At 68.6% G+C, this 21,373-nt stretch carries 19 protein-coding genes; 6 read left to right on the plus strand and 13 right to left on the minus strand.

Annotated features, from left to right (window positions below; genetic code table 11):
- Positions 1-652, plus strand: a 652-nt coding sequence (locus B4F19_RS10460) for a DUF4126 domain-containing protein (protein WP_349675951.1), incomplete at its 5' end; no start/stop codon positions are given.
- Here B4F19_RS10460 and coaE read toward each other — a convergent pair.
- The 10 genes from coaE to B4F19_RS10510 form a co-directional block, all read right to left on the minus strand.
- Positions 592-1,212: a dephospho-CoA kinase gene (gene coaE / locus B4F19_RS10465; RefSeq protein WP_292734704.1), complete on the minus strand. Its 621-nt coding sequence runs from the start codon at positions 1,210-1,212 to the stop codon at positions 592-594. The genes B4F19_RS10460 and coaE overlap by 61 nt on opposite strands.
- Positions 1,213-1,214: 2 nt before the next feature.
- A complete protein-coding gene (locus B4F19_RS10470) occupies positions 1,215-2,435 on the minus strand; it encodes a hypothetical protein (RefSeq protein WP_292734707.1) in 1,221 nt (406 codons plus the stop codon).
- Positions 2,432-4,084 (minus strand): sensor histidine kinase, encoded by a 1,653-nt coding sequence (locus B4F19_RS10475; protein WP_292734710.1) that lies wholly within the window; start codon positions 4,082-4,084, stop codon positions 2,432-2,434. Before B4F19_RS10475 ends, B4F19_RS10470 begins: the two co-directional genes overlap by 4 nt.
- Positions 4,085-4,258: 174 nt before the next feature.
- On the minus strand, positions 4,259-4,879 hold the full coding sequence (locus B4F19_RS10480; protein ID WP_292734712.1) for a hypothetical protein: 621 nt from the start codon (positions 4,877-4,879) through the stop codon (positions 4,259-4,261).
- A gap of 80 nt (positions 4,880-4,959) precedes the next feature.
- Complete coding sequence (locus B4F19_RS10485) at positions 4,960-5,568, minus strand: alkylhydroperoxidase domain protein (RefSeq protein WP_292734715.1); 609 nt, start codon at positions 5,566-5,568, stop codon at positions 4,960-4,962.
- Positions 5,565-6,206, minus strand: a complete 642-nt coding sequence (locus B4F19_RS10490; protein ID WP_292734718.1) for a CMD domain protein — start codon at positions 6,204-6,206, stop codon at positions 5,565-5,567. The genes B4F19_RS10485 and B4F19_RS10490 overlap by 4 nt, the downstream gene beginning before the upstream one ends.
- 17 nt (positions 6,207-6,223) lie before the next feature.
- Positions 6,224-6,982 (minus strand): ABC transporter ATP-binding protein, encoded by a 759-nt coding sequence (locus tag B4F19_RS10495; protein WP_292734721.1) that lies wholly within the window; start codon positions 6,980-6,982, stop codon positions 6,224-6,226.
- On the minus strand, positions 6,979-7,911 hold the full coding sequence (locus B4F19_RS10500; RefSeq protein ID WP_292734724.1) for an ABC transporter ATP-binding protein: 933 nt from the start codon (positions 7,909-7,911) through the stop codon (positions 6,979-6,981). Before B4F19_RS10500 ends, B4F19_RS10495 begins: the two co-directional genes overlap by 4 nt.
- Positions 7,908-9,902 carry an ABC transporter permease gene (locus B4F19_RS10505; protein ID WP_292734727.1) on the minus strand — a complete coding sequence of 665 codons (1,995 nt, stop codon included), beginning with the start codon at positions 9,900-9,902 and terminating at the stop codon, positions 7,908-7,910. The genes B4F19_RS10500 and B4F19_RS10505 overlap by 4 nt, the downstream gene beginning before the upstream one ends.
- Before the next feature lie 119 nt (positions 9,903-10,021).
- Positions 10,022-11,263: an ABC transporter substrate-binding protein gene (locus B4F19_RS10510; RefSeq protein ID WP_292734729.1), complete on the minus strand. Its 1,242-nt coding sequence runs from the start codon at positions 11,261-11,263 to the stop codon at positions 10,022-10,024.
- 167 nt (positions 11,264-11,430) lie between these two features.
- On the opposite strand from B4F19_RS10510, the gene B4F19_RS10515 reads away from it, so the two are divergent.
- The 5 genes from B4F19_RS10515 (at position 11,431) to B4F19_RS10535 (ending at position 17,675) form a co-directional block, all read left to right on the plus strand.
- Positions 11,431-13,452, plus strand: a complete 2,022-nt coding sequence (locus tag B4F19_RS10515; protein WP_292734732.1) for an FAD/NAD(P)-binding protein — start codon at positions 11,431-11,433, stop codon at positions 13,450-13,452.
- Positions 13,449-14,156 carry an SDR family oxidoreductase gene (locus B4F19_RS10520; protein WP_292734735.1) on the plus strand — a complete coding sequence of 236 codons (708 nt, stop codon included), beginning with the start codon at positions 13,449-13,451 and terminating at the stop codon, positions 14,154-14,156. The genes B4F19_RS10515 and B4F19_RS10520 overlap by 4 nt, the downstream gene beginning before the upstream one ends.
- Positions 14,157-14,513: 357 nt before the next feature.
- Complete coding sequence (locus tag B4F19_RS10525) at positions 14,514-16,874, plus strand: excinuclease ABC subunit UvrA (RefSeq protein ID WP_292734737.1); 2,361 nt, start codon at positions 14,514-14,516, stop codon at positions 16,872-16,874.
- 145 nt (positions 16,875-17,019) lie between these two features.
- Positions 17,020-17,244, plus strand: coding sequence for an antitoxin (locus B4F19_RS10530; RefSeq protein WP_228178998.1), 225 nt, complete (start codon positions 17,020-17,022; stop codon positions 17,242-17,244).
- Entirely contained in the window at positions 17,241-17,675 is a 435-nt protein-coding gene (locus B4F19_RS10535; RefSeq protein WP_228178997.1) for a TA system VapC family ribonuclease toxin, read from the plus strand. Before B4F19_RS10530 ends, B4F19_RS10535 begins: the two co-directional genes overlap by 4 nt.
- 153 nt (positions 17,676-17,828) lie before the next feature.
- Here B4F19_RS10535 and B4F19_RS10540 read toward each other — a convergent pair whose 3' ends face one another.
- The 3 genes from B4F19_RS10540 to B4F19_RS10550 form a co-directional block, all read right to left on the minus strand.
- The gene (locus B4F19_RS10540; RefSeq protein ID WP_228178996.1) at positions 17,829-19,418 is read right to left on the minus strand and encodes an MFS transporter; all 1,590 of its coding nucleotides are present in this window, start codon (positions 19,416-19,418) and stop codon (positions 17,829-17,831) included.
- Positions 19,419-19,588: 170 nt separating this feature from the next.
- Positions 19,589-20,257, minus strand: coding sequence for a response regulator (locus tag B4F19_RS10545; RefSeq protein ID WP_292734742.1), 669 nt, complete (start codon positions 20,255-20,257; stop codon positions 19,589-19,591).
- Positions 20,254-21,369 carry a sensor histidine kinase gene (locus tag B4F19_RS10550; protein WP_292734745.1) on the minus strand — a complete coding sequence of 372 codons (1,116 nt, stop codon included), beginning with the start codon at positions 21,367-21,369 and terminating at the stop codon, positions 20,254-20,256. Before B4F19_RS10550 ends, B4F19_RS10545 begins: the two co-directional genes overlap by 4 nt.
- Positions 21,370-21,373: the final 4 nt, after the last annotated feature.

A 21,373-nucleotide genomic window follows, 5' to 3' on the forward strand; every position in this document is an offset into this window, starting at 1 on the left:
GAAGGATGCCTACCCTGGAGGGGTGCTCGAGTTCTTCGTGGGATCCGGTCTTGCCGCAGCGGCGGGGCTGAACGCGTGGATGCCGCTGCTGGTGCTCGGGCTCGCGAACCGCTTCTTCGACGCGATCGAGCTGCCAGCAGGGTGGGCGTGGCTGTCGAGCGACATCGCTCTCTGGATCATCGGTGCGCTGCTCGTGCTGGAGATCGTCGCCGACAAAGTACCGGTGGTCGACTCCATCAACGATGCCGTGCAGACCGTGATCCGCCCCGCATCCGGCGGGATTGCGTTCGGCGCCGGAGCAAGCGCCGAGACCGTTCGGGTGGATGACCCGAGCGCGTTCTTCGCGAACCAGAATTGGGTGGCCATCGGCATCGGGGTTGCGATCGCGCTGGCCATCCACGTGGTGAAGGCATCCATTCGCCCGGTCGCGAACGCGGCGACGGCCGGAGTCGCAGCGCCGATAGTGAGCACCGTCGAGGATGTCTCGAGCCTCGCACTCTCGATCTTCGCGATCGTGCTGCCGATCCTCGGATTCCTGTTGCTGATCGGCGCGATCGTGGCTGCAATCGTGGTGATTCCGCGCTGGCGACGTCAGCGGGACCGGCGGGCCGCGATCCGCAACGGCAACGCCTCCCAGAGCACGTCGACCTGATCTCGGGTCTGCGCGAGCGTCCCCGCCGTGTCGATCACGACGTCGGCGATCGCAAGTCGCGCATCGTCGGGAACCTGCGATCCGATTCGGGATGCAGCCTCCTGCGGACTCATGCCGCGAAGCTCTACCAGGCGCTGTTCGCGAAGCTCGGCGGGGGCGTGTGCGACGACGACCAGTTCCCACGGGTCATCCACCCGCGCCTCCACCAGCAGCGGCACGTCGTACACGACGACGGCGTCGGGATCGGCGGCAAAGGCCTGCCCGAAGCGGCGAGCCGACTCCTCCCGCACGGCGGGATGAACGATCGCGTTGAGCACGGCGAGCCGGTCCGCGTCTCCGAACACGAGGGAGCCGAGCGCGGCGCGGTCGAGCGCTCCGTCGACCGTGAGGATGCCGTCACCGAATTCTTCGGCGATGCGGTCGAGCACCGGCGACCCGACGCTCTGGACGTCGCGGACGACCTGATCGGCGTCCACGACCACGGCGCCGAGCTCGGACAGCCGTGATGCCACGGTGGATTTGCCCGCCGCGATTCCCCCGGTGAGTGCGATGAGGGGCATGATCAGCTCCCCGCCGGTGCTGACGTCGGCGCGTCGGGACCCACGGAGGCGGGCGGGTTCGAGCGCGGCGGTTCTGCGATCAGCACCGAGATGTCGCCGGTCTTGGCCGAACGGGTGGATGCCGCATCCGCTGCGTCGATGAGCGCGCCGGCGCCGTAGCCGAAGTCGTGGGTCACGGCGACGCCGATGCCGACGACCGGGACCACGGCGTCGGGGACGGTGCGCAGAGCCTCGAACACGGCGGTGGCGAGTCGGGATGCCTGCCGTCGCGCCTCGCTCGCGTCCCAGGATGTGTCGCACACCCACAACACCGTGGCGCCGTCATCGCCGATGACAGCGAGCGGTTCGACAGTGCGCCGCACGGCATCGCGGGCTGCGACAGCGACATGGCGCCCGACCTCGTTCCCGAAGGCCTTCGCGATGAACGGCAGGTCATCGATGCGCATCGCGATGACGCCGACCCCGATGCCCTTCTCTTCGGCGCGTTCAAGCACGTCAGTGACCGTCGCACGGAACTGCGGTTCTGTCAGGATGCGGTCGCTTCCGTCAACTGCCACGAGGTTGGTGTACCCCCGCATCCCTGCGCGGCCCGCACGCAGGATGGAGGTGACGATCGCCGCAGTGATGACGAGCGTGATCGTCACGAAGCTCGCCGGGACTGTGGAGAACCACGCCTGAAACACGGGATCATCGGGTCCGCGCAGGAGGAAGACGAGGGCCCTCGCGGCCGTATAGAGCGCCTCGATCACGAGCACGATGGCGAGGGCAATGGTCGTGCGGGTCTGCGCCAATCGACCGCGTGCGGTCTCCCATACGCCAAACGATGCCAGCACCGCCAGCGCGGCATACATCCAGACAACCCCTGCCCAGTCGCCGCCTTGCGGACCCTCGACAACGACGGCGATGAACGCAACAGCCATGCCCACACCGACCGTGCCGTAGGCCCAGCCGATGCGGTGTCCGTTGTAGCTGCGGCATCCGATCCAGATGAACCCCGTGGCCGCCACGAATGCCGCGTTTCCGGCGGCTACCGCGATCCATCCCCCACCGGCTGCCCAGATCGCGTAGGCGATGGTGGTCAGGATGCCGGCGAGAAAGGCGATCGACCAGTGCCGACCCGACACCTCGTCACGGCGAATGAGGGTTTCGGAGATGTAGATGATCCCGACGATCAGCACGACCGCTGCCGTCATGACGCTGACCGAGTAGAGGTCGAGAGTCATCTCGTCGCCTCCATGTCGGAGCGGCCCGCCGTGGTGATCGCGCCCGACATGTTGAGTGCCTCTTCGGGGTCGATCGGCAGCAGCGGAACGTCGACCTGGGCGGGAACCCGCACGAGGAAGACAGAACCGACGCCCTGCTCGCTGCCGACGATGATCTCTCCGCCGTGCGCGCGAACGATGTCGCGGCAGATCGCAAGACCGAGGCCCGTGCCGCCGACGTCGGTTCGGGCCCGGAAGAATCGCCGGAAGAGGCGGCTCTGGTCATCGGGCGACAGGCCGATCCCGTCATCGCGCACCAGCAGGTATGACGCGACGTCATCGCCGTAGACGGCTAGCTGCACCGATCCTCCTTCGCGCCCGTACTTGATGGCGTTACTGATGAGGTTGTCGGCGACTTGGCGCATCCGTGCCGGGTCCACGTAGGCATGCGTGGGTTGCACGTCGTCGGTGAAAATCGTGATCCGCCGCTCGAGCGCGGAGGGTTCCCACGCCTCGGCGGACGCCAGCACGAGCTGCTGAAGGTCGACGTTCTCGGGCGACACCGTCACATCGACTGTCGATTTCGACGACGACGTGGCCGAGAGGATGTCGGAGATGATCTGGATCATCCGTTCGGCGTTCTGCGTGGCCACGTCGAGGTCGCCACGTACCTTCTCGGGGATGCCCTCCGTCTCCAGCGCCAGGTCGAGATAGCCGACGATGGCGGTCAGCGGCGCGCGCAGTTCGTGCGACACCGATGCAACCACGTTGTCGCGAGCGAGGAGCGCGGTGCGCTCGGCGGTGACATCTCGCGAGATCACGACGGTGCCGGCATCCGCTCCCTGGGTGTCTCGCAGGCGCCGCGTCGTCACGCTCAGGGCCCGTCGCGTGGTGTCGGGAGCACCGAACCAGACGATCTGGTTGTCGAAGACCTCGCCCCGCTGCGCGCGAGCAACCGGCATCCGTTCCGGGACGAGGGGGGTCTGGCCGTCGGCGTCGAATGCCGGGAGGCGGTTGTGTCCGTCGGCGCTGATGAGCGCGTGCTGCATCCGCGCGTGAGCCTCGTTGGTGACCGTGACTGCACCGTCCGGTGAGATTCGGATGACGCCGAAGTCCACCGAGTCCAGAACCTGGGTGACCAGCTGCTCCTGATGCTGGGTGCGTTCCAGGCTCTGTCCGAGCACCAGTGCCTGTTTGTCGAGCAGCGTCCGCTGCGCGGCGAAGCGGCGCAGACTGAAGTACGCCCCGGCCGAAACAGCAAGGGTCACGATCGGTAGGAGAATCAGCGCAAAGCTGAACGCCGACTCCTTGCCGGCGGCGATCACCCACCCATACGAGACCCAGACGAACAGATTCGCCGCGAGGAACCCCGCCAACCCCAATGACGCAGACAGCCACATCACGGGAAAGAGCCACAGCAACGCAATACCGGACTCGGGGAAGGCGGCCCGCATGAACAGGATCGCGACGACGTCGATCACCGGGACGATACCCACGGCCCACGGCGAGATCGCGTTCCACGGAACGAGCATCGTCACGATCGTCATGACGAACACCATCGCGACACCGACGAAGAACAGCGTGAGATCCCCCGGGATGGCGGCGATGATCGCAAACGCGGTGATGACCAGAACGACGACGGCGAGCATCACCTGCTGCAGCACTGCCATGCGTGCTTCGGTGCCGTCGCGGCGCAGGGCGAAGTCGTCAGCAAGAGAGCGCCACAAAGTACTTCGACCTGCTGCGCGGCTCGCACCGCGGCGTGCAGAGCCGGTTTCCACCTTCCCCATAGATGAACGTTATCGCGCAGGCGGGGCGGGTGGAGACCTCCGCGCGCTGCCCGATCAGAAACCGAAGTCGCCGAAGTCTCCGAAGCCGCCGTCCGCGAAGCCCGTGTCTCCGGCTCCGGATGCGTCGGCCCAGCCAGGGTCGCCCCCCGTGTCGGTTCCCGCCTCGGCTGTTCCCGGATCCGTGGCACCGGCGTCGGCAGCGAAAACCGGAGCCATGAACGCGGACACGAGCGCGGACCCGATGACATACCCGGCGACGGTTCCGAGGAGCGACGAGCCGACCATCGAGCCGAAAGACGGCCCCTGACGCTGGCCGCCGAGCGTGCGCTCCATCGAGCCGGGATTCATGTACTCGGCTCGGGTGGCGGCACGGGCCATCTCGTTCGGGTCGGTGGAGCGGGGCTGCTCGGATGCCGGGAGGGTGGCTGTCATGTCGGCAAGCACCTGCTGCCGCTGTTGCTCGGTGAGCCTCGCGAAAGCCTCGGCGTGAACCTGCTCGATCGTCTCGGGCGGCGCTGTGCGCAGAAGGTAGCGGTACCGCTCGATCGCGATCTCGTCCTCGGACTTCGGCGGCGTCGTGGACGGATAACCCGCGGGACGCGGCGCGGCGGGCTGCTGCGCGTACGGCTGCCGGTTCTGGGGCTCGGTGCCGAAGAGTCGGTCAAGGAAACCCATGGTGTCCTCCGTGGGGTCGAGTTCGGGGACTCCTGACGCTATCCAGCGCAGCTTTGGGACCGCTGTGAGAGCTGGCGCTCTCACGCCGTCGCGGGAACCCCCGGCTCCCCGATCGACAGCATGAGGCGGTTGGCCCAGTTGAAGAAGGATGCCGCGAGGATCGTGTCGAGCACCTCGAGGTCATCCAGGCCCGCAGCATCAAGTCCCGCGAGTTGGGCCGCCCCGAACGTCGCGGGCGTGCGCGTGAGCGCGACGCTCGCGTCGACGATCGCGTCCCAGCGCTCGTCGATGCGCGCCGACACTCCCTCGTCGAGGATCCGCTGCACGTCCTCGCGCCTGCGGGACTGCTGGGTCGTGAACGCGGAGTGGACCGAGGCGCAGTAGACGCAGCCGTTGACGCGGGATGCCGCGGTCGCGGCGAGCTCCCGTTCGGCACGTGGCAGCCCGGCATCCGTGTTCAGAAAGATGTCGAGGTCGGTCTTGGTGCGCTCCCGCAGGATGTCGGGGTCGCGCGCCAGCAGCCGGAAGTACGGGTTTTTGACCCGGGAGCGCTGCACGAGCGCCTCGTAGTGGTGCTCGGTGACCTCCTCGATCGGCAGCGGCTCGACCCACGGCACCCAGTCGAGGGTCTCTTGCGTGAACCGCGTCGGCGCGATGAGGTCGTCGGGGGCGGGGATGACGGCGCTCATCGGCCGGCTCCTTCCGTGGTCGAGGCGGTGCCGACGGCGGCGCGGGCGTCCTGCAGCGCCCGGAGGCCGGCGACGACCCGCAGTTGGAACGCGAGGAAGGCGACCAGCTGTGAGAGCGTGACGATGCCGGTGGCGCTCCACCCGGCATCCTCGAGTCGCTGGAGGTCGGCGGGCGCGGCATCGCGGGGGTGCAGGGTCAGCAGGTGGGCGTGCTCGAGGGCCGCCGTGAGGCGATCACCGAGGACGTAGGTCGCGGCGAGATCTGTGACGGCGAACCGGGGGCCGGGCACGCTCTCGGGCGCGTTCTCTCCGACGAAGTCGCCGTAGGGACCTTCGGGTGCGAGCGCCACGGCACGCTCGGCGAGATCCAGAACGCTCGGCACGAGCCGCTCATCCTCCTGTGCCAGAAGCGACCGGTAGTGAGCGACGGCGCTGTCTTGCCAGTGCAAAGACGCGACGAAGGTGGCGACGGCGGCGCGCTCGGCCAGGCTCGCGTGCGCGGTGTCTGCCGGCGCGAACAGCGCGTCGTAGCTCCCCTGTGCGTGAGTGCGCGACTCGGGGCGCCGGGAGCGCAGCCGGTCGAGCGCGGAGTCCGGCTCGATCCCCGCGAGGGCGTCGATGACATCGGTCGGCGGCATGAGATTCCTTTCGGTAGTCAGGCGACGCTCTGGCCGAGGTAGGCCTCGCGCACCTGCGGGTTCGCGATGAGTTCGGATGCCGTGCCTTCCAGTCGCACGGTTCCGCCGGCCAGCACGTACCCGCGGTGGGCGATCGAGAGCGCGAGTTCTGCTGCCTGCTCGACCATGAAGACGGCGACGCCGCGCTCGCGGTTGATGCGTTGGATCGTGTCGAGCACCTGGTCGACGATGATCGGCGCGAGCCCCATGGTGGGCTCATCCATGCAGATCAGGCGCGGCCGTGACATGAGGGCGCGGGCGAAGGCCAGCATCTGCTGCTCACCGCCAGACATCGTCCCGGCCTCTTGCCGGCGGCGCTCGGCCAGGCGCGGGAACAGGTCGTACTGCGCATCCAGGTCCTCGCGCAGGGCGCGGGCACCGCCCCGCCGGGTGTGGGCACCGACGAGCAGGTTCTCTTCGATCGTCATCTCGGGGAAGACGCGACGGGCCTCCGGGACGCTCGCGATCCCGGCTCGAACGACGTCTGCGGTGGTATGACGCAGGATGCTGCGGCCCGCGAACCGGATCTCGCCGCTGCGGGTTTTCACCAGGCGCAGGATCGCCTTCATGGTTGTCGATTTGCCGGAGGCGTTGCCGCCGAGGAGGGACACGATCTCGCCCTCGTTGATGCGGTAGCTCACGTCCTGGAGGGCGTGGAACTCGCCGTAGTAGACGTTGATGCCCTGCACGTCCAGGAGCGGCTGCGCGGCATCCGTCTCGATACTCGAGGCGCTCATCGCTGGCCTCCTTGCGCGTCGTCAGTCGGATCGCTCGCCGGCGACTCGATCACGTCTTCGATGTGGTGCGTGCGCGCCACGACACTCGCTCGACGCGAACCGAGGTAGGCCTCGATGACCGCGGGGTCGTTCTGCACCTGGTGCGGCGTTCCCTCCGCGATGATGCGGCCGCCGTCCATCACGATCACGCGGTCCGAGATCGTCATCACGAGCTCGAGCTTGTGCTCGACGACGACCATCGTCTGCCCCTGCGCCTTGAGCTCGAGCAGCTGGTGCATGACTTCCTTGGTCTCGGAGACGTTCATCCCGGCGGTCGGTTCGTCCAGCAGCAGCAGGCGAGGGTCGGATGCGAGGGCACGCGCGATCTCGGTGCGCCGACGGTTCGCGTACGACAGGGTCGCGGCGGGGTCGTTGCGGCGGGCGGTGAGCCGCGTCGCGAACCGTTCGAGCTGCGCCGTGACGCGGGCATCGAGGTCGGCAGCCTCGCGCCGCTGCGCAGGGGTGCCGACGATCGCGAGCACCGTCTCGACGATCAGCGCGATCCACCGCAGCACGGGGATGCGGCGCAGCCGCGGCAGCGGTGCGGATGCCCGCACGAGCGGAGTCTGACCGACGAGCACGTTCTCTTCGACGGTGGCGTTGCCGAAGACGCGGCCGTTCTGGAAGGTACGGCGCAGGCCGGCGCGGGCGATGACGTCGGGGGTGCGTCCCGCGATGTCGGTCTGGCCGAGCACAACGTCGCCGCGATCGGGGCGCAGCTCACCCGCGAGCAGGTTGATCGTGGTCGTCTTGCCGGAACCGTTGGGTCCGATGATGCTGACGACCTCCCCGGGCGCGACGTGGAACGAGATCCCGTCGACGGCGGCGAGGGCGCCGAACGACTTCGCGAGGTCGGTGACCCGCACGAGCGGTGTCGTGGCCGCGCTCATGAGCGGGTCTCCTCTCCCCCGTCGGTACCGGTTCGCTCGGCAGGGCCGGTTCGCTCGGCCGCGCCGGTTCGTGCGCGACCGGCGGGCGTGAGGGTTCCCACGAGCCCCGCGGATGCCGACTGCTCGGCGACCACCGGGGTGCCGGCATCCGCGCGACGAAAGAGCCGCGCGAACGGCAGCGGAAGCGTCCACATGCCCTGGGGGCGGAACCAGATCAGCAGCAACAACACGACGCCGTAGATGAGCAGCCGTGTCTCGCTCGCGACCCGGAACAGTTCGAGGCCGCCGACCAGAACGATCGAGCCGAGCACCGCTCCGAACGGGCGCAGCATGGAGCCCAGCACGGCGATGATGACGATCTGGAACGACAGGTTCGGGTTGAAGATCTTGGGCTCGACGAACCCGAATTGTGCCGCCCAGAACGCGCCGGCGACACCGGCGATGAACCCGCCGATCCCGAACGCGAGGGACTTGTACTGCGGGGTCGCGATTCCCGCGGATCGTGCGGCGACCTCGTCGTCGCGGATCGCGCGCCACGTCAGGCCCAGGTGCGATCGTCCGAGGCGGTGGACGAGCAGGATGAGCACGAGCAGGATGCCGAGGCCGAGCGCATAGAACTGGGTGGTCGAGGAGATCTGGATGCCGAAGATGTCGGGCAGGGGGATCTGCGCGATGCCGCTGCCGCCCCCGGTGATCGGGGTCGCGACCAGCAGCACGGCCGAAATGGCAGCGCCCGTGGCGAGCGTCGCGATGGCGGGATAGTGCCCCGACAACCGCCACGAGGGGGCGTTGAGCACGGCGATGAGCACGGCGGAGACGAGTCCCGCCAGGGGGGCGGCGACGAGGAACGGGAGCCCGGCATCCTTCGTCAGCATCGCCGCCGCATACGCTCCCAGGGCTACCGGTCCCGCCTGGCCGAGCGAGAGCTGCCCGGCAGCGCCGCCGATCACCGTCATCGACAGGGCAATCATCGCGAAGGCGAGGATCTGCACACCGATCTGCACGGCGTAGCCGTCGAAGACGCCCGGGATCGTCGGGATGAGCGCGAGTGCGATCAGCACCGCGACCTGCCAGCGCCGCATGACGACGGGACGAGCCTGGGCGAAGAAGGTCCCGGTGAGCGGTTCGCGGCGCACGGTCTTCTTGCCGAGGATGCCCTCGGGCCGGATCCAGAGGACGAGCAGCAACGCACCGAACGTGATGAGTTGGCGCGCCGAGTCGCCCCACAGGCCCACGCCGAAGGCTTCGGCGACACCGAGCACGAGGCCGCCGATGACGGCGCCCAGGAGCGACCCGAGTCCGCCGATCGCGGCTGCGGCGATACCGGCCAGGCCGATCTGGAAGCCCTGCGTCGGGGCGATCGTCGTGAAGTACGCGGCGACGAGCACTCCGGCGAGGCCGCCGAGGGCTGCCGAGACCATGAACGCGATCGACTGGACCCGCGCGACCGGCACTCCCATCTGCGCCGCCGCTTCACGGTCCTGCGAGGTCGCGCGGATCGCACGGCCGAGCTTGGAGTAGCGCAGGACGCCGGCGAGCACGAGCATGAGCGTCACGCTCGTGACCAGGATGACGACGTCGATGAGCCGCAGCGTGATGCCGCCGATCTGCCACGTGATGTCGGGAAGGCCCGAGTCGAAGCGGCGCACCTCGGGCCCGAAGACGATTTGGGTGAGGTTGTCGAGGATGATCATCACCGCGATCGTGGCGAGCACCGCCGCGATCGGCGCCTTGCCCGCGAAGGGGCGGACCGCGACGAGGTTGATGAGCCACCCGAGGGCCGCGGTGACGGCGATCGCCGCGAGGGCGCCGAGCCACAGCGGCATCCCGAGGCTCGAGGTGACCAGCCACCCGACCATGGCTCCCACCGCGAACAGCGACCCGTGCGCGAAGTTCACGACGTTCGCGACGCCGATCACGAGCGAAAGGCCCAGCGCCACCAGGGCGTAGGCGTTTCCGTTGATGAGGCCGGCGATGAGCAGGTCGAACACGAGGCTCCAGGGGTCGGGAGGGGACGGTGCGAGTCGGGAGGCGGATGCTGAAATGCGGACGACCGGATGACCGAGGCCCTAGTGCTTAGGGAGTGAAGCCCCGGTCATCCGGTGTGGGCTCAGCCGACCTGGTCGGTAAGCACGAACTGTCCGTCCTCGACGACCAGCCACTGGAAGCGCGGGCGGTCGATACGACGCTCGTCGTTGTAGGTGGCGGTGCCATAGATGATGGACGGGATATCGGTGCCGTCGCGCAGGGCGTTGCGGATTCCCTCACGGTCGAGGGTCTCGGCGTTCTCGGCCGCCCACGCCAGTTGCTTCAGACCGTCGTAGGCGTACGCGGCGAACAGATTGGGGGTGTGCCCGAACTCCTCGGTGTAGGCGGTCACGAAGCTCTCGACCGCCGGGTCGTCGGACTCGGGGTAGAACGTCGTGTCGACGTACACACCCTCGGCGGCATCCTGGGCCAGATCGAGGAACTCGGCGGAGTAGTTGGACCCCACAGCGAGGAACGGAACGTCCAGGCCCGTCTGCTCGGCCTGCTGCACGAGGAGGGCGGTGGTGCCGTAGTACGTGTAGAAGATCACGACGTCGGGGGCCGCGTCGCGGGCCTGCACGAGCTGCGGGCGGAAGTCGGTCGAGGTCTCTTCGACGGGCGAGCTGTAGACGATCGTGTCGCCGTTCTGCTCAGCCTGATCCTGCAGCACCTCGAACGCCGTGTTGCCCCAGTCGGTGTTGAGGTAGAAGACGGCGATGTTCGAACCGATCTCGTGAGCGGCATCCTCGATGACCCGGGCCTCGACTGCCTGCGTGACGGACGGGCTGAAGATGTAATCGCCGGTCGCAGTGAATTCTGGATGCGAGTTGGTGATGCCCAGCTGAAGCAGGCCCGCGCGCTGGTAGATGGGGCTCGCGACCATCGAGGTGGCCGATGAGAAGTCACCCAGCACCGCGAGGACCGAGTCGTCGCTCACGAAGCGCTGCGCGATCGGGGTGGCCTGGCTCGCCTCGCCCTGGCTGTCTTGGAAGTCGATCTGCACCTCGCGGCCGTTGATGCCGCCGGCGCCGTTGATCTCGTCGAGGGCGATCGCGAAGCCCTCCTCCCAGTTCTCGCCGTACTCGGCCTGGTTGCCGGTGAGCGGGCCCGAGACGCCGAAGACGATCGGTTCGGTGCTGTCGGCATCCGTACCTCCGCTGCTGGAGGCGCAGCCTGCCGCGACGAGTGCTGTCGCGGTGAGGGCGGCGGCTGCCGCAAGGGTGCGCGTGCGCAGATTCATGCTGACTCCTGGTGGGAAGGGATGCTGTGTTGCCGTGAGGTACGGCCGGATGCTGCCGCTGTCGTCGTGAAGCGGCCTGGCCATTGTGCGCAGTGTCGACCCGGATCACGCAGTCGGGCCGTCATGAAGCGAAGCATTTCGTCACAAACGCCCGGCTCGGCTGTCACAGATTGCGATGTTTGCTCGGCACAAACGACCGTTTGTGACAGTTGAATTCGCGTTTCGGCCCGGGATTGCCTAGACACGAAGGTATGTCTGCCACCTCCGCGATCGCGCTCGTCGGCGGGGGTCCTCGCGGGGTCTCGCTGCTGGAGCGGCTCGTTTCGGCACTGGCCGAACTGCCGGCGAGTGACAGGACGCTTGTCGACGTGTATCTGATCGACGATGTCGAGGTGGGTGCCGGACGGGTGTGGCGCACGGATCAGACGCGCGAGCTGTGCATGAACACCCTTGCGGACGCCGTCACGCTGTTCACTGACGACTCGGTGCAGATGGCCGGCACCGTGCGCCCGGGGCCGACGCTGTATGAGTGGGCTCTTCTGGCTGCGCACGCCGTCGAGCCTGATGACCGGACCGCCGCGATCGTCGCGGGAGTTCCCGCGGCTCGGCGGGCGGGGTTCGGTGAGGCTCCCGTGCGTAAGGGATTCGTCGCCGATTACCGCGACGAGCTCGCGGCGCTGCGACCGGAGTCGCATCCGAGCCGGTCGCTCTACGGCGAGTACATCGCGTGGGCCCTCGCGCAGGTCGTGCGCGTGGCGCCGGAGGGCGTGCGCGTACACCTGCGCACGGGTCGCGTGACGGCGATCGTGGACCGCGGCGGGCGTCAGGAGCTGCAGATCACGGATGCCGAGGGCGCGGCATCCCTGCTCATCGTTGATGCCGTGATCCTGGCGACTGGGTGGCTCGGGAACCTTCCCACGGCCGAGGAGACCGCGCTCGCGGCATCCGTCTCGGCACGACCAGATCTCGTGTGGGTGAAGCCGGGGAACCCCGTCGACCAGGATCTTTCGCGCGTCCCCGCCGGCGAGGACGTCATCATCCGGGGGCTCGGGATGGGGTTCTTCGACACCGTCACGCTGCTCACGATCGGTCGCGGCGGGCGGTTCGTCACGGATGCCGCCTCCCCCGGCGGTCTGCGGTACGAGGCATCCGGGGCCGAACCGATCCTGTGGGCGACCTCACCCCGGGGCGTGCCGTACCGCGCCAAGACGCTCTACGGCAGCCTGCCGCCGCGCGCCCCGCAGCGGCACCTGCGCGCGCTGCTGGATGCCGGGGTCGCGCGGCCGATCGACGTCGAGGGGCTGCTGTGGCCTGCGATCCGCAAGGATGCGTTCGAGGCGTACTACGAAACACTGCACCGCGTTCGCCCCGAGGCGCTGACGGGCTCACTGGACGATTTGCGGGAGGCGATCGCTGCGGATGCCGGGGACGCCGATACGCTCGCTGCGGCGGTTGCCCCGTTCGTCGCTAACTCCTCGGATCTGTTCGATCTGTCCGCCGCGCTCGACCCGTCGAACCGATCCTTCGCCGATCCTGAGGAGTTCGACACGTGGGTAGCGGCGTTCCTCGCCGATGACCTCCGCGAAGCCGAGCGCGGTGCCGACTCGCCCCTGAAGGCCGCCCTGTGGTCGATCGGGTCTGCTCGGCAGCCCGTCAGCCTGGCCGGAGCGTTCGGGGGGTTCGACGCGGCGACCCGACGCGGAGCGTTCGGCCGACTGCTCTCGATCGGCGGGATGTTCGGGTCCGGTCCGCCCGCATTCCGCAACCGCCAGCTTCTCGCGCTGCACGCGGCGGGCATCGTGCGCTTCCTCGGTCCGCGCCCGCAGCTGAGCATCACCGACGACGGCTTCCACGTCACCTCCGCGCGGGTTCCGGATGCCGACCTCACCGCCCGGACCCTGATTGACGCGTGGATGCACATGCATGACGCGGGCTCCAGCGCCGATCCGCTCGTGCGGTCGTTGACGGATGCCGGACGCCTGCGCGTCTTCCAGGTCGCCGACAGCGACGGCCAGCTCGGAGCGACGGGCGGTATCGACATCGACCCCGCCACGGGCCTGCTGGTCCGCGCCGACGGTACGCTCGACCCCGCTGTCCACGCGGCCGGGATCCCCGTCGACGAGGTCGTGCACGACACGATCATCAGCCCCATGCCGGGCACGAATCCCACCATGCTGCGTGAAACCGACCGTGTCGCGCGCAGCGCCGTGCGGATCGCGCTGCACGCGGCATCCGTCTCACCCACCGTTCCGCTCGCAAGGAGTTCTGCATGACCGCATCCGGTGTTCGCCCCCAAGCCCTCGTGACGGGAGCCACCGGCGGCATGGGTGGTGAGATCGTGCGCGAGCTCTCGCGCACCCACGACGTCATTGCGGTGGGTCGCAGCGCAGATGCGCTGAGCGAACTGGCGGCGCAGACGGGCGCCACGCCCTGGGTCCTCGACATCACGGATGCCGAAGCCCTCGCTGCCCGCACGGCAGAGCTCACACGCCTGGACGTTCTCGTGCACGGGGCTGCGATTGCCGCGGTCCACACGGCGGAATCGGCAAGGCCCGAGGACTGGGAGCGCCAGTTCGCCATCAACGTGTTCGCCCCGGCAGAGCTCACGCGTCAGGTGCTGCCGTTGCTGCGCGAGAGCCGCGGAACCGTGGTGTTCATCGGCTCGGGCGCCGGGACTCGCCCCGTTCCCGGTCACGCGATCTATACGGCATCCAAACACGCGCTTCGGGGCTTTGCCGACGTGCTGCGCATCGACGAGCAGCGCCATCGCGTGCGGGTCGTGACGCTCGCCCCGGGCCAGACCGACACCGGGATGCTGCGCACGCAGTCGGCCGAAATGGGCACCCCGTACGAGCCCGAGCGCTACATCAAGCCGTCGTCGGTCGCGGCGACAGTCCGGTTCCTCGTGGATGCCTCCCCCGACGTCCACCTCACCGACATCGCCGTGCGCCCCCGGGTCGAGATCGCGCGCCTCTGAGACTGCCGGCTCGGCGCGAGGAGGTGGCTAACTCCTCATCTCCGGAGCAGGTTGTTGTGCCGCTGTGCGCAGCATCCGGTCCCTGCCGCCGTTCTCACTGAGTTGGCGACGGCCGACGACGGAGCCGATCCGACACGAATCCCAAGGTCGGATGCCGCCCGGCCCTCTCGCCTGACCGGTTGGGCCCGGCGCGCCCGATGTCGCTAAGTCCTCACTTCCGGGCCGAGCCCGCGCGACGCCACGCCTGGCATCCGGCTCGCCCACCGTTCTTGCTGAGTTGGCCACAGCCGACGACGTGTACGGATGCCGTCACGAATCGAGAGGACGGATGTCGCGGCATCCCGCTAGCGTGTGCTCATGCCTGCACCGACGACGCACGCCGCCGACGCCCATGACCTCATCCGCGTGCACGGCGCGCGCGAGAACAACCTCAAGAACGTCGACGTCGAACTACCCAAGCGGCGTCTCACGGTGTTCACCGGAGTGAGCGGGTCAGGCAAAAGCTCGCTCGTGTTCGGGACGATCGCCGCCGAGTCGTCGCGGATGATCAACGAGACGTATTCGACGTTCATCCAGGCGTTCATGAACACGCCCCCGCGTCCGGATGTCGACGTGCTCGAGGGCCTCACGACCGCGATCATCGTCGACCAGGAGCGGATGGGCGCCAACGCCCGGTCGACCGTGGGAACGGCGACGGATGCCAACGCCCTCCTGCGGATCCTCTTCAGCCGCGTCGGCCAGCCGCACGTCGGCGGCCCGCAGGCGTTCTCGTTCAACGTCGCCTCGGTCAGCGGCAAGGGCGCTGTGACCAGCCATACCGCCGACGGCAAGAAGGTCGAACGGCGCAGCTTCACCGTCACCGGCGGAATGTGCCCGAACTGTGACGGCATGGGGCAGGTCAGCGACATCGATCTCGCGCAACTGTTCGACGAGACGAAGACGCTCGCCGCCGGGGCGCTCACGGTTCCCGGATACACGGCCGATGGCTGGTACGTGAAGATCTTCGGCGGAGTCGTGCCGATGGATGTGCCGATCAAGGACTTCACCGAGCAGCAACGGCACGACTTCCTCTACGGCGAGCCGCGCAAGATCAAGCTCGAGAACATCAACATGACCTACGAGGGTCTGGTGCCGAAGATCCAGAAGTCGTTCCTGTCGAAGGACGTCGACTCGATGCAGCCCCACATCCGCGCATTCGTCGAACGGGCTGTTGCGTTCCAGCCCTGCCCCGAGTGCGGCGGAACCCGCCTCAACGAGGGGGCGCGATCGTCGAAGATCGCAGGCAAGAGCATCGCGGATGCCTGCGCCATGCAGATCTCGGATCTTGCCGCCTGGGTGAAAGGGCTGGATGAACCGAGTGCCGCTCCCCTGCTGCGGAGCCTCGGCGTCCTCTTCGACTCGTTCGTCGACATCGGCCTCGGCTACCTCTCGCTCGATCGCGCATCGGGGACGCTCTCGGGCGGCGAGGCGCAGCGCACCAAGATGATCCGGCACCTCGGGTCTGCTCTCACCGACGTCACCTATGTCTTCGACGAGCCGACGGTGGGGCTGCACCCGCACGACATCCAGCGCATGAACCGCCTCCTCGAGCAGTTGCGCGACAAGGGCAACACGGTGCTCGTCGTCGAGCACAAGCCCGAAACGATCGCGATCGCCGACCATGTCGTCGACCTCGGGCCCGGCGCGGGATCGAGCGGCGGGCAGATCATGTTCGAGGGCACGGTCGAGGCGCTGCGGGCCTCGGGAACCCTCACGGGGCGGCACCTGGACGATCGGGCGCAGCTGAAGGCATCCGTCCGCCAGCCGTCGGGGGCGATCGAAGTGCGCGGCGCGAGCTCCCACAACCTGCAGGACGTGGATGTCGACATCCCGCTCGGCGTCTTGGTCGCCGTCACCGGGGTCGCGGGATCGGGCAAGAGCTCGCTGATCCACGGATCGGTTGCCGGCCGCGAGGGTGTCGTCGCGATCGATCAGGGCGCGATCAAGGGCTCGCGCCGCTCGAGCCCCGGTACCTACACGGGGATGCTCGAGCCGATCCGCAAGGCGTTCGCGAAGGCGAACGGCGTCAAGCCCGCGCTGTTCAGTGCGAACTCCGACGGCGCGTGCCCCGTGTGCAAGGGGTCGGGCGTCATCGTGACCCAGCTCGGACCCATGGAGCAGATGGAGACCCCGTGCGACGTGTGTGAGGGCAAGGGCTTCGATGAGGCGGTTCTCGTCCATCTGTTGGGCGGCAAGAACATCGTCGAGGTGCTCGATATGTCGGCATCCGACGCTGCGGAGTTCTTCGGCTCGGGCGAGGCGAAGGTGCCGGCGGCGGCCTCGATCTTGAACCGGATGGTGGATGTCGGGCTCGGCTACATCCGGATCGGCCAGCCGCTGCCCACCCTCTCGGGCGGGGAGCGGCAGAGGCTGAAGCTCGCGGTGCACATGGGCGAGAAGGGCAGCGTCTACGTGCTCGATGAGCCGACGACGGGTCTGCACCTCGCCGACGTCGAGAACCTCTTGGGCCTGCTCGACCGGCTCGTCGACTCGGGGGTGTCGGTCATCGTCATCGAGCACCACCAGGCGGTCATGGCCCATGCGGACTGGATCATCGACCTCGGCCCGGGTGCCGGACACGACGGTGGCCGGGTCGTGTTCGAGGGCACGCCCGCCGACCTGGTCGCCGCCCGCTCGACGCTGACCGGCCAGCACCTCGCCGACTACGTCGGCGCCTGAGATCCGCCCGGTCGCTCCCCGGTCGTTGAGCGAGCGAAGCGAGACGAAACGCCCCCCGCCGCATCCCGGTCGCCTCCCCGCGAAGTTCGCAGAATCGATGCGTTGATGCGTTGATGCGTTGATGCGCTGCTCGTAGAATGGCGCCATGCGCACGACTCTCGACATCGACGACACCGTGCTCCGTGCGGCACGCGCGCTTGCTGCACAGACCGATCAGTCGCTCGGTGCAGCTGTCTCGGAGCTGGCGCGACGCGGCCTCGGCGCAGAAGCCCCCCGTATTCCCCAGGGGTTTCCGACTCTTCCCCGGGCGGGCGGGAGTCACGTCATCACCGATGAGCTGGTCGCCGAACACCGCGACGACGTCGCATGACCATTCCGCTTGCCGTACCCGACGTGAACGTCCTGCTCGCGCTCATCTCCCCGGATCACGTCCATTACCAGGCTGCCCACGCGTGGTTCTCCGACACCACACAGTGGGCCACGACGCCCTATACCGAAGCAGGGCTGGTGAGGCTCGTGCTCAATCCGGTCGTCGTGGGCGCGACGTTCACCGCCGCAACTGCGCTCGAGGTCCTGCGAGGGCTGCGAGCCCTGCCGCTCCACCGATTCCTTGCGGATGACTCCAGCCTGGCAGCCCCCCATATCGATGTGGCGGCACTCGTCGGTCACCGACAGGTCACCGACTATCACCTCGTGGACCTCGTCGCCCGAAAAGGTGCGCAGCTGGCAACGTTTGACTCCCGATTGGTCGCTTCCCTCGCCCCCGAGGACCGCCGACACGTGACGATCATCCCGGCCTGACCGCCCCCGCCCGCCCGGTCCCCGCTCCCACCGCACCCCGCTCCCACCGCACCCCGCTCCGCTCACTTGCCGCAACACGCCGCAACTGGCCCGCTCGCCCCACAGTTTGCGGCAAATGAATGTACCGTGGCCTCGCCCGCCGCCGCATCCGGCTCAGGCCTTGTCGGCGTCGGCCTTCTCGTAGGAGGCGACGAGCTCGAGTTCCTTCTGCTTCTTCGGGAGGAAGAACCAGACGACCGCGGCGCCGATGGCGATGGCGATCGCGCCGAAGGCGTAGGCCGCGATCGACCCGGTCTCCAGCGACTGGCGGGCGGCGGTCAGGATCTGGTCTTTGTACTGCGGGTACTGGTCGGCCACGTGCAGCGCCGAAGCGTACGAGGCCTGCAGCGCCGCGACGACCTGGTCGCTGATGCTCGAGGCCTGCGAGGACTCGGAGATGAGCTTGCCGAAGTGGTGGGCGAAGCCGGCGGCGAGGATGGCGCCGAGCACGCCCTGCATGATCGATCCGCCGAGGTCTCGCTGCAGGTCGGCGGTGGCAGAGGCCATCCCGACGCGGCGAACCGGGGTCGATTCGGTGATCGCCCGGGATGCCGGGGTCATCGCGAACCCCGCGCCGATCCCGATCACGAGGTAGGCGATCGAGACGTACCAGAACGGGGTGGTCTCGTTCCAGAAGAGCATCGTGATGAACCCGAACAGCACGAACAGGTAGCCGATCATCATCGTGAAGCGCGATCCGCGGGTGAGGACGAGCTTCGCGGACTGCGGCGCGACCAGCAGCAGGCCGACACCGGCGGGCACGATCGAGAGGGAGGCATCCAGGGTGGAGTACCCGAGGATGTTCTGCTGGAACTGCTGCCCCACGAACATCGCCCCCATGAGCGACCCGAAGACGATCATGCCGCCGGTCGCGGGCGCCCAGAACATCCGGCGCCGCGCGACGCGCAGGTCGTAGAGGGGCGAGGATGCCGTCGCCTGCCGCCACCCGAACAGCCCCAGCAGCACCACGGCGGCGATCAGCAGGATGAGCCCGAACGTGGCGGTGTCGGGCACGAACACGGTCGAGAGCCCGAGCACGATCGAACCGATCATGAACACCGAGATCACACCGCCGAGGTGGTCGACCTTCTCGTTGTTCTCGGCGACGTGGCTGGGCACGAACATCCACACGAGGATGAATCCGGCGAGGGCGAAGGGGACGGCCAGCAGGAACGCCGAGCCCCACCAGAACCACAGCAGCAGTACGCCGGCGAGCACCGATCCGACGACGGTCGCGGTGGCGCTGACCGCCGACCACAGCGCGATCGCGAGGGTGCGCTGCTTGCCCGGTCCCCACAGGGCGGTGATGAGCGAGAGGGTCACGGGGTAGGCCATGCCGGCGGCGATGCCGGTGAGGATGCGCGCGACGATGAGCATCTCGACGGATGCCGAGAACGCGGCGACGAAGCTGATGACCACCGTGAGGCCGAGGCCGAGGACGAGCAGCTGCTTGCGTCCGTACCGGTCGGCGACGGCGCCGAGGTAGAGCACCGACATCGCGAGGCCCAGCGAGCAGCCGACGGCGACGAGGTTGAGCGCGGTCTGCCCGGCGCCGAACGCATCCCCGATGTCGGGGAGGGCGATGTTCGCGGCGGCGAGGTTGATGTTGCACACCAGCGCGCCGAGGATCAGCGCCGTCAGCACGAGTTTCGGCCGCGGCGGCGCGGCGGGGGTGGCGGGCACGGATGCTGCGGCGTCGGTCACGCGACAACACTAGCGATGCTCGGTCGGCGGCATCGGCATCCGTCGCCAACTCCTCAATACCGCGGCCCGGCACGGCATCCGGCGCGCAGGACTCCCGCGCCGCCCGCGGATGTGAGGAGTTGGCCACACGTACCGCAGGCCTCCTCGCGCGGAGGAACGTCGTCGGGACCTTACGGACGGGGACTCTGGTCGCGCATCCGCCCCGTCTGGTGTGCCCAGATCGCGATCTCGACGCGGTTGCGGGCACCGAGCTTGGTCATGAGGCTCGCGATGTGCGTCTTGACGGTGCTGAGGGTGATGTAGAGGTTCGTCGCGATCTCACTGTTGCTGAGCCCGCGCGCGACGTCGGCGAGCACCTGCTCCTCACGCTCGGTGAGCGGTTCGATCGGCTGCGGAACCGGCGACGGGGCCGCAGCGCTGAAGGCGTGCAGCAGCCGCACTGTGACGTTGGGCGCGATCAGGGCGTCACCGTTCGCGGCGGCGCGGATCGCCTGGGCGAGCAGTTCGGACCCGGCATCCTTGAGGAGGAATCCCTTGGCCCCGGCCCGCAGCGCGTCGAACACGTATTCGTCGAGGTCGAAGGTCGTGATGATGACCACCGCCATCGGGTCTTGGATGTCGGGACCGGCGAGCATGCGGGTCGCCTGGATGCCGTCGAGGCCCGGCATCCGGATGTCGAAGAGGCACACGTCTGGACGCAGTCGGCGTGCCAGCGCGACAGCTTCGTTGCCGTCGGATGCCTGCCCGACGATCTCGATATCGGGCTGTGCGTCGAGGATCATGCTGAGCCCCGTGCGAACGAGCTCCTGATCGTCGGCGATGAGCACGCGGATGGTCACGGAGCCCATCCAACACGAGGGAGGGTCGCTGTCACAGTCCACCCGCCGTCCGGTCGCGGGCCGGCTTCGCAGGTGCCGCCCAGCAGGGCCGCGCGCTCGCTCATGCCGATGAGGCCGAAGCCGGGCGCGGGCGGTGTCGCCAGGTCGCCGTCGTTGGCGACGCTCAGTCGCACTCCGGTCTCGTCGGCCACAGCGACCACCTCGACGCGGGTGAGGTGACGGGCGTGGCGGAGGGCGTTGGTCACTGACTCCTGCGCGATGCGGAACACCGCGGCGGCAACGGGCGGAGGGATGCTGACCTCGGTCTCGCTGACTGCGACCTCGACCACGACGCCGCCGGGTGTGGTTCCCGCGAGCTGTGCGATGTCGCCGAGGCCGGGACTCGGGGCGAGCTCGGCCGTCTCACCGTCTCGCAGCACGCGCACCATCGACCGCAGCTCGCGCAGGGTCTTGGCCGCCTCGGTCTCGATCACGCGGAGCGCGTCCTGCGCCGCGGATGGGTCGTGCGGTGCGACCGCGGTTCCCGCCTGCGCGCGGATCGCGATCGCTGTGACGTGGTGCGCGACGGTGTCGTGCAGGTCGCGGGCGAGCTGCTCCCGCTCGTGCATGCGGATGCGATCGAGCAGGCGCAGACGGGCGCCGGCCCGGTAGCGAAACGCCATGCCGAGCAGGACCGACATGAGCAGGAGGGCGAATCCGCCGACCAGCTCGAGAAGTCCCCCGCCTCGCACGAACGTGAGGCTGAGGCTCGCGAGCACGAGCACCGAACCGATCACGAGGTCGCGCCCCGACGCCCAGCGGAACAGGGCGTAGACGATCACCATCAGGAACAGGCTCGTCGTGAGGCTCGCCACCGGAAGCACGATGTCGATCGGCAGCAGGACGATGCAGAGCATCCACAGCGGCTGAGTGCGGCGCCACAGCAGCGTCGGCGTGACCGCGAGGACTACGGCCGTCGACAGCAGCGGGTTCACCAGGTCGGGCGTGAACACGCCCTCCACGACCACGAGCACGGCGACGAGGGCGAACAGCACCCAGTCCCGCCATACCCGACGTGGCGGCGGCGGCACGGCGCTCGGCGCCTCCCAGGCTGAGCGCAAGAGCCCACTCACCGGG

This window comes from Microbacterium sp. UBA1097 (assembly GCF_002313585.1).
Classification (GTDB): Bacteria; Actinomycetota; Actinomycetes; order Actinomycetales; family Microbacteriaceae; genus Microbacterium.

Excerpts from the sequence above, each read along its gene's own strand:
- B4F19_RS10515 (WP_292734732.1), top strand. The coding sequence starts at position 11,431 with ATGTCTGCCACCTCCGCGATCGCGCTCGTCGGCGGGGGTCCTCGCGGG.
- B4F19_RS10480 (WP_292734712.1), bottom strand. The coding sequence starts at position 4,879 with ATGGGTTTCCTTGACCGACTCTTCGGCACCGAGCCCCAGAACCGGCAG.
- coaE (WP_292734704.1), bottom strand. The coding sequence starts at position 1,212 with ATGCCCCTCATCGCACTCACCGGGGGAATCGCGGCGGGCAAATCCACC.
- B4F19_RS10500 (WP_292734724.1), bottom strand. The coding sequence starts at position 7,911 with ATGAGCGCGGCCACGACACCGCTCGTGCGGGTCACCGACCTCGCGAAG.
- B4F19_RS10485 (WP_292734715.1), bottom strand. The coding sequence starts at position 5,568 with ATGAGCGCCGTCATCCCCGCCCCCGACGACCTCATCGCGCCGACGCGG.
- B4F19_RS10490 (WP_292734718.1), bottom strand. The coding sequence starts at position 6,206 with ATGCCGCCGACCGATGTCATCGACGCCCTCGCGGGGATCGAGCCGGAC.
- B4F19_RS10530 (WP_228178998.1), top strand. The coding sequence starts at position 17,020 with ATGCGCACGACTCTCGACATCGACGACACCGTGCTCCGTGCGGCACGC.
- B4F19_RS10495 (WP_292734721.1), bottom strand. The coding sequence starts at position 6,982 with ATGAGCGCCTCGAGTATCGAGACGGATGCCGCGCAGCCGCTCCTGGAC.
- B4F19_RS10520 (WP_292734735.1), top strand. The coding sequence starts at position 13,449 with ATGACCGCATCCGGTGTTCGCCCCCAAGCCCTCGTGACGGGAGCCACC.
- B4F19_RS10470 (WP_292734707.1), bottom strand. The coding sequence starts at position 2,435 with ATGACTCTCGACCTCTACTCGGTCAGCGTCATGACGGCAGCGGTCGTG.
- B4F19_RS10525 (WP_292734737.1), top strand. The coding sequence starts at position 14,514 with ATGCCTGCACCGACGACGCACGCCGCCGACGCCCATGACCTCATCCGC.
- B4F19_RS10510 (WP_292734729.1), bottom strand. The coding sequence starts at position 11,263 with ATGGCCAGGCCGCTTCACGACGACAGCGGCAGCATCCGGCCGTACCTC.
- B4F19_RS10535 (WP_228178997.1), top strand. The coding sequence starts at position 17,241 with ATGACCATTCCGCTTGCCGTACCCGACGTGAACGTCCTGCTCGCGCTC.
- B4F19_RS10475 (WP_292734710.1), bottom strand. The coding sequence starts at position 4,084 with ATGGCAGTGCTGCAGCAGGTGATGCTCGCCGTCGTCGTTCTGGTCATC.